General features: G+C 61.7%; 12 protein-coding genes. 4 read left to right on the forward strand and 8 right to left on the reverse strand.

Annotation, left to right across the window (positions count from 1 at the left end; genetic code table 11):
• Positions 1-25: 25 nt before the first annotated feature.
• The 3 genes from murQ to murA form a co-directional block, all read right to left on the reverse strand.
• Positions 26-949, reverse strand: coding sequence for an N-acetylmuramic acid 6-phosphate etherase (gene murQ / locus EX00_RS12420; protein WP_047457952.1), 924 nt, complete (start codon positions 947-949; stop codon positions 26-28).
• 272 nt (positions 950-1,221) lie between these two features.
• Complete coding sequence (locus EX00_RS12425; RefSeq protein WP_047457954.1) at positions 1,222-2,112, reverse strand: glucosamine kinase nucleotide-binding domain-containing protein; 891 nt, start codon at positions 2,110-2,112, stop codon at positions 1,222-1,224.
• Entirely contained in the window at positions 2,109-3,365 is a 1,257-nt protein-coding gene (gene murA / locus EX00_RS12430; protein WP_047460232.1) for a UDP-N-acetylglucosamine 1-carboxyvinyltransferase, read from the reverse strand. Before murA ends, EX00_RS12425 begins: the two co-directional genes overlap by 4 nt.
• A 182-nt stretch (positions 3,366-3,547) precedes the next feature.
• Between murA and EX00_RS12435 the strand changes: the two genes are divergently transcribed.
• Both EX00_RS12435 and EX00_RS12440 read left to right on the forward strand, forming a co-directional pair.
• The gene (locus tag EX00_RS12435; RefSeq protein ID WP_047457956.1) at positions 3,548-4,408 is read left to right on the forward strand and encodes a MurR/RpiR family transcriptional regulator; all 861 of its coding nucleotides are present in this window, start codon (positions 3,548-3,550) and stop codon (positions 4,406-4,408) included.
• A 111-nt stretch (positions 4,409-4,519) separates the two neighbouring features.
• Positions 4,520-5,296, forward strand: coding sequence for an SDR family oxidoreductase (locus EX00_RS12440; protein ID WP_047457958.1), 777 nt, complete (start codon positions 4,520-4,522; stop codon positions 5,294-5,296).
• 23 nt (positions 5,297-5,319) lie between these two features.
• Here EX00_RS12440 and nadC read toward each other — a convergent pair whose 3' ends face one another.
• From nadC to EX00_RS12465, 5 genes are all read right to left on the reverse strand, one after another.
• On the reverse strand, positions 5,320-6,201 hold the full coding sequence (nadC, locus tag EX00_RS12445; RefSeq protein WP_080761269.1) for a carboxylating nicotinate-nucleotide diphosphorylase: 882 nt from the start codon (positions 6,199-6,201) through the stop codon (positions 5,320-5,322).
• Entirely contained in the window at positions 6,179-7,720 is a 1,542-nt protein-coding gene (locus EX00_RS12450; RefSeq protein ID WP_047457961.1) for an L-aspartate oxidase, read from the reverse strand. Before EX00_RS12450 ends, nadC begins: the two co-directional genes overlap by 23 nt.
• On the reverse strand, positions 7,717-8,688 hold the full coding sequence (nadA, locus tag EX00_RS12455) for a quinolinate synthase NadA (protein WP_047457964.1): 972 nt from the start codon (positions 8,686-8,688) through the stop codon (positions 7,717-7,719). Before nadA ends, EX00_RS12450 begins: the two co-directional genes overlap by 4 nt.
• Before the next feature lie 69 nt (positions 8,689-8,757).
• A complete protein-coding gene (locus EX00_RS12460) occupies positions 8,758-9,660 on the reverse strand; it encodes an NUDIX hydrolase (RefSeq protein ID WP_047457967.1) in 903 nt (300 codons plus the stop codon).
• A 77-nt stretch (positions 9,661-9,737) separates the two neighbouring features.
• Entirely contained in the window at positions 9,738-10,430 is a 693-nt protein-coding gene (locus EX00_RS12465) for a GntR family transcriptional regulator (protein WP_047457969.1), read from the reverse strand.
• A gap of 132 nt (positions 10,431-10,562) precedes the next feature.
• Between EX00_RS12465 and EX00_RS12470 the strand changes: the two genes are divergently transcribed.
• Together EX00_RS12470 and EX00_RS12475 are read left to right on the forward strand one after the other, a co-directional pair.
• Positions 10,563-11,567: an ABC transporter substrate-binding protein gene (locus tag EX00_RS12470; protein ID WP_047457972.1), complete on the forward strand. Its 1,005-nt coding sequence runs from the start codon at positions 10,563-10,565 to the stop codon at positions 11,565-11,567.
• A gap of 54 nt (positions 11,568-11,621) precedes the next feature.
• Positions 11,622-12,440 carry an ABC transporter ATP-binding protein gene (locus tag EX00_RS12475; protein WP_080761270.1) on the forward strand — a complete coding sequence of 273 codons (819 nt, stop codon included), beginning with the start codon at positions 11,622-11,624 and terminating at the stop codon, positions 12,438-12,440.
• Position 12,441 lies beyond the last annotated feature (1 nt).

The raw sequence follows: 12,441 nt of genomic DNA on the forward strand, positions 1-12,441 counted from the left end.
ATTTCTTTATGATCGCGATATCACTTCACGCAGTCTTCGCACTGATCGCCTTGCGCAGGAAGCCACCAGCGTTTTGCAACGCCGCGCGGGCTTCTTCAATGCCCATTCCGGTAATTTCCATGAGAATGGCCAGTTTGACGTCATTGCCCGTCTGGTCGAGTACGCGACGTGCATCCGCCTGCGTGCAGCCCGTCGCCTGCATGACAATCCTGGTGGCGCGCGCAACCAGCTTCTTGTTGCTCGCATGCACGTCGACCATCAGGTTTTGATAGCTCTTGCCGATGCGGATCATGCTCGCCGTCGTCAGCATGTTGAGAATGAGTTTCTGTGCCGTACCGGACTTCAGCCGGGTCGATCCCGTGAGGATTTCCGGGCCGACGACGGGAGAAATCGCAAGATCGGCAATGCCGGCAATGACGGAATTGGAATTGCAGGAGAGAGCGACGGTCACGGCGCCGATGCTCTTCGCATAGTTCAGGCCGCCGATGACGTAGGGTGTGCGGCCGCTGACGGCGATGCCGACGACGACATCCTCGGCTGTCAGCTTGATGTCCTGTAAAGCCTGACGGCCCTGCTCCGGATCGTCCTCGGCGCCCTCGATCGAGTTCCGCAGCGCCTCGGGGCCGCCCGCAATCAGGCCGATCACCATGTCTGGCGGCACGCTGAAGGTCGGAGGGCATTCCGATGCGTCGAGAACGCCAAGCCGGCCGCTGGTGCCGGCACCCATATAGATCAACCGTCCACCCTTCTGGAAGGCGGTGACGATCTGGTTCACGGCAGCGGCGATCGCCGGAATGACCTTTTCGACCGCCGTCGGAACGGTCTGATCCTCATAATTGATTTCGCGCAGGATATCGAAGGTCGGCAGCAGATCGATATGCATCGTGTTCGGATTGCGGCCCTCGGAAACCAACTGCTCCAGTTCGGATATCAACCTCTGCTCTGTCATGGGCCTGTTCTCGAAATTATGCGTCGATATCAATGGATCAGGGATGACAGGCTCGATCGATGGCGATCGGACCAGCCGTGGCAGCCGTTAAATTTTCAACGCAACAAAACGCTCGACATCACGCTGGCGGCCGGCCTCTTCGGCTTCGTTCTCCGCCCATTCCCTGTTTACCTTCGTTAAGATTATGTCCATTTATTCCGTTCGTCAATTGCTATAGGAATAAAATATTCCAATCTCGACATGAGAATACCGGTGCCGAACGCATCGTTCTTTCAATCGCTGGAGGCGGCCTTCCTGGCGAGGATGATGGCGCCCGAAACGGCGTCGCCGTCGATGGGCTTGAGGCGGCGGCGGACATCCGGCGCCAACCACGGTTCGAGTGGACTGGAGAGACCGCCGAGCAGGGAAACGCGGGGAGCACCCTTGTCGAAGAGCGTGCGGATGAGCGTATCGATATGCTCGGCCGCGCTTTGAACAATGCGCCGCCCAGCGGCATCTCCCTGATCGGCATGGCGCATGACCATGGGCGCCAGGGCGGCATAATCGGTGGCGGAAGCACGGTCCATCCAGGCGACCGCCTCCATCGGATCCTGTTGGAACCGCTGCATGATCTCGGCCAACAACGCCGTCTTTTCGTAGCGGCCATCATGAGCGCGCAGTGCTAGCTGTACGGCCTTCAACCCTAGCTCCGCCCCACTGCCCTCGTCGGAGATCGGAAAACCGTAGCCGCCGACCCGCAAACGGCGACCCTCGACAAAACCAAGACCGATCGATCCCGTTCCGGTAATGACGATCGCACCGTCGCGGCCGGAATGAGCGCCGAGGCATGCCCCTTCGCCGTCGCTGACGAAATCGATGCTGGCAAAGGGATGTTGTATGGCACGCAATGCCTCAAGCGCGCCCTTGCGCCCGATCCCAGCAAGCCCGACACCTGCATGAATCCGCGCGATTTTATCTGGCCCCAGACCCGCTTCCTCGATTGCGGCACCAAAAGCTCTTGCGATCGATGCCCAGGCCTCCTCTATGCCGAGCCGCGTGGTTGCGGGCCCAGATAGGCCCTGCCCCAGAACACTTCCTTCGGCATCCTCGATACGCGCCCGACAACCGGTGCCGCCACCGTCTATGCCGAGGAAATAGGCTGCATTGTCAGTCTCGGCGCTCATGACGTCAGCCGCTCGATGTCTGCGCCACAAAGGCGAAGCTTGCGATCCAGTTGCTCATAGCCGCGGTCGAGATGATAGACGCGGTTGACGATGGTTTCGCCTTCCGACACCAGCGCTGCCAGCACCAGGGAAACGGAGGCACGCAGATCGGTCGCCATCACTTGCGCGCCTCTCAAAGGCGTGCCGCCGCGCACCAGCGCGGTCGTCCCCTGCAATTTGATATTGGCGCCAAGGCGGATCAATTCCGGCACATGCATGAAGCGATTTTCGAAGACCGTCTCACGGAACAGCGAGGCGCCCTCGGCGCAGCAGGCGAGCGCCATGAATTGCGCCTGCAAATCTGTCGGAAAGCCCGGATAGGGTTCGGTGGTGATATCGGCGCCCTTGAGCGGGCCGTCTCTGGAAACCACAAGGCCACGGTCGCTCGGCCAGATGCTGACACCCATGGCTTCCAGCATCTGCACGACGGAGGCCAAATTTTCGAGCCGCGCATGGATCAGTTCCAGCTGTCCACCGGTGATGGCTGCGGCAACGGCATAGGTGCCGGCCTCGATCCGGTCGGGTATGCCGTGATGCCTGGCGGGGCGCCAGCTCGTGCTGCCGTCGATCAGGATGCGATGCGTGCCGGCGCCCTCGATCCTGGCCCCCATGGCGCTAAGACAGGCGGCGAGATCAGCCACCTCCGGTTCGCGCGCCGCATTCAATATCTCCGTCTCGCCCTTGGCGGCGCAGGCGGCCATCATCGCCGTCTCGGTTGCACCGACGGACGGGGAACTGAGAACGATCCGCGCGCCCTTCAGTCCCTTCGGGGCCGATGCAACGATCAGCCCGTTCTCGATCGCGATATCGGCGCCGAGCGTCGCCAGAGCCTTGATATGCATATCGACTGGCCGCGCGCCGATGGCGCAGCCGCCGGGCAACGAGACGCGAGCATGATCGAAGCGCGCCAGCAGTGGCGCGAGCACCAGCACCGTCGCACGCATCCGTCTCACGGTGTCGTAGGAGGTTTCCTTCGAGATGATGCCGCTCGCATCGATCGTGGTGCCGTGTGCTGAGCGGGTCACGATAGCCCCATGAAGCGAAACGACGCCGAGCATGTTCTCGACATCGGTCACGGCCGGCAGGTTCGTCAATTCCAGTGAATGGGGGCTCAGCAGCGCAGCCGCGATCTGCGGCAATGCGGCGTTCTTAGCGCCGGCAATCGTTACCGCGCCCTGCAGCCGTCGTCCACCCGATATCCGCAATCTGTCCATGATATGAAACCCGCCGAAGAAAGGGGCGAAGGAGTTGGCGATAACGCGCCCGACTCTCATTCAAGACTATTCGCTCATTCCAATGTGTCAACGTAATTTGGAATTTTTTATTCCGACCGCCTGTGATAACCTTGTCGGATCATATTGGCATATGAACCGGCCTCCATGGCCTGAAGGGGCGGATGTCTATCTTAAAGAAAATCAGCGCAAAGCTCGAGGTCATGGCGCCGGCCGACCGCCAGATCGGGCAGTTCATCATCGAAAACCCCGACCAGATGCTGCGCCTCTCATCCGCAGCCCTTGCCGCCGAGACTGGCCGCAGCCAGTCGAGCGTCGTCAAATTCAGCCAGAAGCTCGGCTATGCCGGCTATCAGGAGCTGAAGCTCGCCGTCAGCGAGGCCAAGGCGCAGGAATGGCAGGCTCCGGCCGGCATGATCCACGGCACCATCGAAGTCGACGACGGCTATCTGACCATCCTGCAGAAATTGCTCGGCAGCAAGCTGCAGGCAATGCAGCAGACCATTGCCGTCAACAACGAGCTGGATATCGGCCGGGCGCTGAAGGCGCTGCACGAGGCCCGGCGCATTCATCTGGCCGGCGTCGGCGCATCGTCGCTGGTGGCTCGCGACTTTTCCTACAAGCTGATGAAACTCGGGCGCATCGTCCTGCATGACAGCGACAGCCATGTGCAGATGGCCAATGCCTCGACGCTCGGCCCCGACGACCTGCTCTTTGCCCTCTCCTACTCCGGTGCCAGCATCGAGACCCTGCGGATCGCCGAACTCGCCAGCCAGCGGGATGCGACCGTCATCGCCGTTACCGGCCTCCAGGACAATCCCCTGACCCGCGTCGCCGATATTCGCCTTTACACCGTCGGCGACGAAGACCGTGTTCGCTCCTCGGCGATCACGGCGCGTGATGCGCAGTTGATGCTGACCGATCTGCTGTTCATCCTGCTGGTGCAACGGCAGCCTGACGCCCATGACTATGTCCACAACAGCGAAGCGGCCGTCTCGGTGCTGAAGGCCAAACTCCTATCATAGCGGCGACTGGAATCCGGTAAACAGGTCGTGACGAGAGCGATACGACCTGTACTCCGCCATTCACAGGACATAGCTTCCAGCTCCCATTGCAATCCATGCGGAGAGAATCAAATGGACCTCGGTCTCGCCAATAAAGTCGCCATGGTTACCGGCGGCTCAAAGGGCATCGGCTATGCCTGCGCCCGCCTGTTTCTGTCCGAGGGCGCACGGGTCGGTATTTGCTCGCGAGCGCAAGCCAATATCGACAAGGCACTGTCCGGCCTGCCCGGCGCCCATGGCTATGCCGCCGATCTGACCTCCGACGCGCAAGCCCTTGATGTCGTCGACAGGATCGAGAACGAAATCGGCCCCATCGATATTCTCGTCAACAGCGCCGGCGCTGCCACGCGAACACCCGCTTCGGACCTCACGCCTGCGGCCTGGCGTGCCGCGATGGATGCGAAGTATTTTTCCTATATCAACGTGCTCGATCCCGTCATCAAGCGCATGGCCGCGCGCGGTTCGGGCACCATCGTCAACATTATCGGCAATGGCGGCAAGATCGCCTCGCCGGTTCACCTCGCCGGCGGAGCAGCCAACGCCGCGCTGATGCTCGCAAGCGTCGGCCTTGCCAATGCCTATGCCAGCCAGGGTGTCCGCGTCGTCGGCCTCAATCCCGGCCTGACCGAGACGGACCGGGTCGCGGAAGGTCTGAAAGCATCCGCAAAACTTGCCGGCTCCACCGAGGAAGAGGCGCTCGCCGATGCGCTGAAGCGCATTCCGATCGGCCGCATGGCAAGCCCCGACGATATCGCCAATGTCGTCGCCTTCCTGAGTTCATCCAAGGCGAGCTACGTCACCGGCGTTGTCATCAGCATGGATGGAGCGCAAGTTCCGACCATAGTCTGACGGAGCCGGCAGCCGGCGCCCTTCTATGCGACTGACTTCCAATCGAGCCCGATATCGAGAGTCGGGGCGCTATGTGTCAGCCAGCCGACGGAGATGAGATCGACGCCGGATGCGGCGATGGCGGCGGCGGTTGATGGCGTGATGCGGCCCGATGCCTCTGTGATCGCGCGACCGGCGACGATGCCCACCGCATCGCGAAGCTGGTCGGGTGTCATGTTGTCGAGCAGCACGGCGTCGACACCCTCCTCCATGGCCTCGCGGAGCTGATCGAGCGTGTCCACCTCGACCTCGATCTTGACCATATGGCCGACACCGGCCTTGGCCCGGCGGATCGCCTCAGTGACGCCGCCGGCAATCGCCACATGATTGTCCTTGATCAGCACGGCATCATGGAGCGCAAAGCGGTGGTTCATGCCGCCGCCCACCCGCACCGCATATTTCTCCAGCGCCCGCAGCCCTGGTGTCGTCTTACGGGTGCAGACGATCGATGCTTTCGTGCCGCCGATCGCCTCAACGATACTGGCCGTCACCGTCGCAATGCCCGAGAGATGGCCAAGGAAATTCAACGCCGTCCGCTCGGCCGTCAGCAGGCCACGGGACGGACCTTTGATTGTCGCGATGACGTCACCGGCCGCGACTTTGGCGCCGTCGTGAAGATGGCGGGTCATGACGATGCTGGGATCGACGAGCTGAAACGCAAGTTCCGAGGCATCCAGACCGGCAACGACGCCCAGCTGGCGGGCCGCCATGGCGACCGTGGAGCGGTGATCCTCGGGAATGACGGCCACAGAGGTGATGTCACCGGCAAGGCCGAGATCTTCCAGGAGGGCGTTGCGCACCAGCGGCTCAACGATGAGACGTGGAAGGGAAACGAGGATCATATCAGGCGCTCCGAGCAAAGGAATAGGGGATAACGGATCGGGCGATGTCCACTGCATCGATGAGGCGCATCATCCGGCGCTGCGGCTGTTGCTGCCTCAAGGGGAAATCCGTGCGGGCATGAGCGCCGCGCGATTCTGTGCGCAGGCTGGCAAAAACGGCGATCAACAGCGCTACAACAGCCGGATCGGCGGCCGCATTGTCGCTTTCTGCAAGCGGTAGCAGTGCGGCGATCGCACCATGGATGGCGCCGGCGTTACGAAGCACGCCAAGATGCCGCGACACGATCGGACGAACGAGCGAAGCGTCCGGAGCCGCCAAGCGTGAATCCTCCGACAGAGGAGCCGTCGGGCGTGAAGACACGCCGCCAATATCGTGTGCTGCGCGCATGCCCATGACGGCGGCCTCCAGCAATGAATTGCTGGCAAGCCGGTTGGCGCCATGCAGGCCCGTCGAAGCTGCCTCCCCCGCCACCCAGAGGCCGGAGACGGAGCTGCGGCCGTTCTCATCCGTCGCAACGCCGCCCATGTGATAGTGAGCGGCCGGGCGTATGGGAATGAGCTCACAGGACGGATCGATACCCGCTTCCCGGCAGAGCGCATCGATCACCGGAAAGCGGACGGCGAAATGGCTACCGAGCGCTTCACGGGCATCGAGGAAGACACGACCACCCCGGGCGATTTCCGCGCTGATGGCGCGAGCGACGACGTCGCGCGGTGCCAATTCCGCGCCGGGAACCTGCGCCATGAAGCGCTCGCCCTTCTCATTGACGAGCAAGGCTCCCTCGCCCCGCACGGCCTCGCTGACCAGCGCCAGCGGCCTGCGGCGGGAATCGAGTGCGGTCGGGTGAAACTGCACGAATTCCATATCGGCGAGAACCGCCCCGGCTCTTGCGGCAAGTGCAATGCCCTGGCCGAAATTGCCGATCGGATTGGTCGCTGCATCGAAGAGACCACCGATACCGCCCGTCGCCAGCAGCACCCGAGATGTCGGCAGGATCACCAACCCCTTTGGCGTCACGCAGAGCAGACCGCTGATCTGGCCTCCGTCCAGAAGCAACCGGCGGGCCTCATATCCCTCCAGCACTGTGATCGACGGCGTGCGGGCAACGGCCTCAACCATCGCGTGGACAATCGCCGCGCCCGAGCCATCGCCCTCGGCATGCACGATGCGGCGGCGCGAATGCGCGGCCTCAAGGCCGAGTGACAGGCTGCCCTCGTTATTCCGATCAAAGCGGACGCCCGCCCTCTCCAGGGACGCAATCGCCGCCGGCGCTTCGGTGATAATGCTTGCGGCAACGGCCGGATCGCAAAGCCCGTCACCGGCGGCAAGTGTGTCGGCAAGATGCAACTCCGCACCATCGTCGGCTCCCATGGCGGCGGCGATGCCGCCCTGCGCCCAGGCGCTCGATGTCTCCCCGCCAAGTGCCGCGCGAGTGACAATGACCGTAGGCTGCGGCGCCAAGGTCAGCGCCGCCATCAGTCCGGCAAGACCGCTGCCGACAATGACGACGCGGCCCGAAAGATCGTGAAGAATCTCGGTCATACCGCCAACATCCTTTCCACCGCACGGCGCGCGGCGACCGCAATCGCCGGGTCGACCGTGACTTCGTGCCGGTTTTCTTCAAGCGCCTTGCGGATATTGCCGAGCGTGATGCGCTTCATGTGCGGGCAAAGATTGCAGGGCCGGATGAACTCGACATTCGGATGATGCACGGCGACATTGTCGCTCATCGAACATTCGGTGAGCAGCACGACACGCGCCGGCTGCTTGCTGCCAACATAGTCCGACATGACGGCAGTGGAGCCGGCGAAATCGGCTTCCTTAACGACATCAGGCGGGCATTCCGGATGGGCGAGCACCGTGACGCCGGGATAGTTTTCGCGAAGCTGGCGTATGTCGTCGGCGGTGAAGAGCTCGTGTACCTCGCAATGCCCATGCCAGGCGATAATCTCGACATTGGTCTCGCGCGCTACATTCTGCGCCAGATACTCGTCGGGGATCATCAGCACCTTGGGAACGCCGAGCGATTCCACGACCTGCTTGGCATTGCCCGATGTGCAGCAGATGTCGGAGGCCGCCTTCACCGCGGCGGACGTATTGACGTAGGTGATGATCGGAATGCCGGGATGGGCCTGGCGTAGCAAGGCGATATCCTCCGGCGTGATCGAGTCCGCCAGCGAACAGCCGGCAGCCATGTCGGGGATCAGCACGGTCTTTTCCGGATTGAGTAGCTTGGCGGTCTCGGCCATGAAATGCACACCGGCGAGCACGATGATATCGGCATCCACATCGATCGCCTTGCGGGCGAGCGCCAGGCTGTCGCCGACAATATCGGCAACGCCGTGGAAAATCTCCGGCGTCTGGTAGTTGTGGGCGAGGATGACGGCGTTGCGGCGGCGCTTCAGCTCGAGGATCGCCTCGACATCGTCCTGAAACGTCATCCATTCGGCTTTGGGAATAACGCGGCTGACGCGATCATAGAGGGAGGATGCGGATACGGGGGAATTCATGACCGGCTCCTTATTATACTCATTTTGAGCATATTATGTGCAAATAGATATTCTCGATATGAGCATATGTCAATTGCGGGAGAGCGGTAATTTCGTTCCGGCGAGTTCACGTTCTTCGACGATGGCGTGACGGAAGCGGAAGAGCTTGGCCGGGCGGCCGCCCGTCTCGCTTTCGGTTCCGCCTGTCTCCTCCACCAGATCCTGCTGCTCGATGAGGCGACGGAAATTTTGCTTGTGCAGCGTCAGCCCTGCCAGCGCCTCGACGGTGCGTTGCAGCTGCAGGAGGGTAAAACTCGCGGGCATGAGCTCGAAGACGACGGGGCGATATTTGATCTTCGCCCGCAGCCGCGCCATGCCGGTTGCGAGAATACGCCGATGATCGGCAAACATCGGGCGGCCAAACCTGGCCGGCGGCGCGCATCCCGCCTCCTGCACAAGGCCAGCCTCGTAAAGAAGCTCGTAGCGCTGCAGCACCAGGTCTTCATTCCAGGCTGCACCATTGAGCCCAAAGGCATAGTCAACGCGGCGGCGGCGCGGATCGCATTTGCCGCCATCGCTATCGATCCAGCCCGCCAGCCGGGCGGCAATGTCGTCAATGACGGCCGGCCAGCCGTTGCGATGGTCTTCCCATGGCAAATATTCGTACCAGCCATGCCAACTCGGCTGGCCAGCGCCGGGAGCCGCCTGTTCACGCACCAGGCCGAGATAGCTGATCGAGATCGTCCGCCCACCCAGAATTTCGTTGTTCCGGTCGCGGTCGGCAAAGGTATAGAGCTGCTCCAGATACCCGACTGGATGCGCGGTCTGCTCCCGCACCCATTCCCGAAGACCGCTTTGCAGCGTCCGGTGTCCAAGCTCGAATGGCCCTGATGGCAGCGCCTCGCCGGAGCGCACTGTCATGACGCGCGGTTCGTGGCCGGTGACAGCCGTCAAAACCGCGATCAGTTCGGCATGCGCAAGTCCGATGGTCAAGGAATCTCCATATCTTATTTCAACCTGCGCTTTTGTCTCATGAAGAGCGCCTGATGCCAATGCACCGCGTTCGTCGCCTATCGGCGGATATAATCCGGATATTGCTCGCAAATCAGATCGATGATCGACAGCGTGCCGGAGAGATGCTTGCGCAAGGCCGCAACCGCGAGCTTCGCGTCGCCGGACCGCACGGCGTCGACAACGGCGCGATGGTCGGCCATGACCTGTTCCAGCTTGCCCGGCATCGGCAGGTTCAGACGGCGCAACCGGTCGAGATGGACACTCTGGCGGCGAACGGTTGCCCATAGCCCCAATATCCCGACCCTCTCGAAGAGAACCCGGTGAAAATCCTTGTCGAGCGAATCGAAGAAGTCGTAGGTCTCGGGCGACATGACATGCTCCTGCCGGGCCAGAACCTGCGCCAATGCGGCAGCTGTCTCCGCCGGCTCTTCGGCTGTCAGGCGCCGGATAGCCTCGAGCTCGATCGACAATCTCAGGAAGTGCGCCTCCCGGGCGTTGCCGATATCGATCCTGGAGACGACGGTCGCATATTGCGGATAGACCTCGACGAGCCCCTCCTCCTCCAGCCTTATCAAGGCGTCGCGAACCGGCGTCTGGCTGACATTGAATTCGCTCTGCAGCGAGATTCGCGACAGCACCGTCGTCGGCGGCAGGCTCATCGAAAGAATGCGTGACCTCAGGATTTCCAGGATCTGCGGCGCGACCTGGCGCGAGCGGTCCAGGGCGAATTCTTTCGGATTTACTTTCACGCAGCCACCTTCCTGATTGAGACTCTCAGCCCATTAAACACAATTTAAACCTTGATGCACTGATACATTAGTGCTTTAGTGTGCTCATGCCAACGTAATCTCATGCGTTTGGATCATTTTTGGGAGGAAATGATGAGAGCTTTTCTTCGCGGTATGACCGCGGCCTGTCTCGTGCTTGCCGGCACCTTGTCCGCCGGCGCCGCCGAAAAGACGGATATTTCGATCACCCGCCAGCCGGGCATTCTTTATCTCGTCAGCCATGTCATGGAGACGCAGAAGCTGATCGAGAAGCGGGCGGAGGCCGATGGCCTCGCCGGCGTCAAGGTCGATTGGCGCACCTTCAGCGGCGGCGGCGCGCAGACCGATGCGCTGCTTGCCGGCAATGTCGATATCGTCAATACAGGCACCGGCAACCTGCTTCTGCTTTGGGATCGCACCAGAGGCAAGGTCAAGGGCATCGTCACCAATTCCGCCCAGCCGGTCATCATGGTTTCGCGCGATCCGCGCATCAAATCCCTGAAGGACATTCAGCCGGGCGACAGGATCGCCGTGCCGACAGTCGGCGTTTCGACGCAGGCAATCCTGCTGCAGATGGCAGCCGCCCAGATGTATGGCGACGATCAGGTGCACAAGTTCGACTCAAACACGGTGCAGCTCGGCCACCCCGACGCGATGGCGGCGCTTGCAAACCAGAACCATGAGGTGAAGAGCCATTTCTCGGCGCCACCCTTCCAATATCTGGAACTGAAACAGCCGGGCGTTCATGAAGTCGTCAATTCGCGCGATATCATCGGCGGCGATCTGACCCAGGGCACCTTCTTCACGACCACGCAATTCGCCGATGCCAACCCGACGATCGTGAAGGCCGTGCGGCAGGCGACAGCCGACGCCATCGATGTGATCAAGAAGGATCCGAAGACCGCGGTCGAAGCCTATAAGACGGTGAGCGGCGACAAGACCAGCGTCGACGATCTTCTGGCGATCCTGAACCAGCCGCACATGATGGAGTTCCGCATGGATCCGCAGGGAACCATGAAGTTCGCGGCGCATCTCCACAAGGTCGGAACCTTGAAAACGATGCCGAAGGCCTGGACGGATTATTATCTGCCCGAAGCCGCCGATCTCAACGGCAATTGATCCTGAAAGGCGGCGCGAATGCCGCCTCTCGATCCAATTCTTGAAGGAGCCTCCATGCTTCAGGCAAAAATCGCGGCGGACGCGACAACGACGCAAACGGCCATCGCCGCCCCACCACTCTTGAACGTCGACAAGGTGACGCTTCGCTACAAGACGCCGAACCTTCTGATCACCGCTACCGAGGACGTCAGTTTTTCTGTCGCCAAGTCCGATCGCTTCGTGCTGCTCGGACCCTCCGGCTGCGGAAAATCGACCCTGCTGAAGGCAATCGGCGGCTATATGACGCCGACGAGCGGCCGCATCGAGATCAAGGGGCAGTTGGTCAAGAAGCCGGGGGCCGATCGGATGATGGTGTTTCAGGAGTTCGATCAGCTCCTGCCCTGGAAGACCGTCCTCGAAAACGTGATGTTTCCGCTGACGACCGCGCGCCGCCTGCCCCGCGCCGAGGCTGAAGCCATCGCCCGCGACTATATCGATAAGGTGAAACTCACCCGCGCCGTCGACACCTATCCGCATATGCTCTCGGGCGGCATGAAGCAGCGTGTGGCAATCGCCCGCGGCATGGCCATGCAGCCCGATATCCTGCTGATGGACGAACCATTCGCCGCACTTGACGCGCTGACCCGCCGACAGATGCAGGACGAGCTTCTCCAACTTTGGGAAGATACGCGCTTCACCGTCATCTTCGTCACCCATTCGATCGCCGAGGCGATCAAGATCTCCAACCGCATCCTGCTGCTGTCGCCGCATCCCGGTCGCGTCAAGGCCGAGGTTCGCAATGTCGAATCCGTCCGCGACGACGCGGCAGCCGCCGCCAAGCTGGAGCAGGAAATTCATCACATGCTGTTTGCCGAAGCCGGACATAGGGAATAGG

The organism is Martinezella rhizogenes, assembly GCF_000799715.1.
Taxonomy (GTDB): Bacteria; Pseudomonadota; Alphaproteobacteria; order Rhizobiales; family Rhizobiaceae; genus Rhizobium; species Rhizobium rhizogenes_C.

Bases quoted from the DNA above. Each gene is read 5' to 3' on its own strand.
- murQ (WP_047457952.1), bottom strand. From the start codon at position 949: ATGACAGAGCAGAGGTTGATATCCGAACTGGAGCAGTTGGTTTCCGAG.
- EX00_RS12425 (WP_047457954.1), bottom strand. From the start codon at position 2,112: ATGAGCGCCGAGACTGACAATGCAGCCTATTTCCTCGGCATAGACGGT.
- murA (WP_047460232.1), bottom strand. From the start codon at position 3,365: ATGGACAGATTGCGGATATCGGGTGGACGACGGCTGCAGGGCGCGGTA.
- EX00_RS12435 (WP_047457956.1), top strand. From the start codon at position 3,548: ATGTCTATCTTAAAGAAAATCAGCGCAAAGCTCGAGGTCATGGCGCCG.
- EX00_RS12440 (WP_047457958.1), top strand. From the start codon at position 4,520: ATGGACCTCGGTCTCGCCAATAAAGTCGCCATGGTTACCGGCGGCTCA.
- EX00_RS12450 (WP_047457961.1), bottom strand. From the start codon at position 7,720: ATGACCGAGATTCTTCACGATCTTTCGGGCCGCGTCGTCATTGTCGGC.
- nadA (WP_047457964.1), bottom strand. From the start codon at position 8,688: ATGAATTCCCCCGTATCCGCATCCTCCCTCTATGATCGCGTCAGCCGC.
- EX00_RS12470 (WP_047457972.1), top strand. From the start codon at position 10,563: ATGAGAGCTTTTCTTCGCGGTATGACCGCGGCCTGTCTCGTGCTTGCC.
- EX00_RS12475 (WP_080761270.1), top strand. From the start codon at position 11,622: ATGCTTCAGGCAAAAATCGCGGCGGACGCGACAACGACGCAAACGGCC.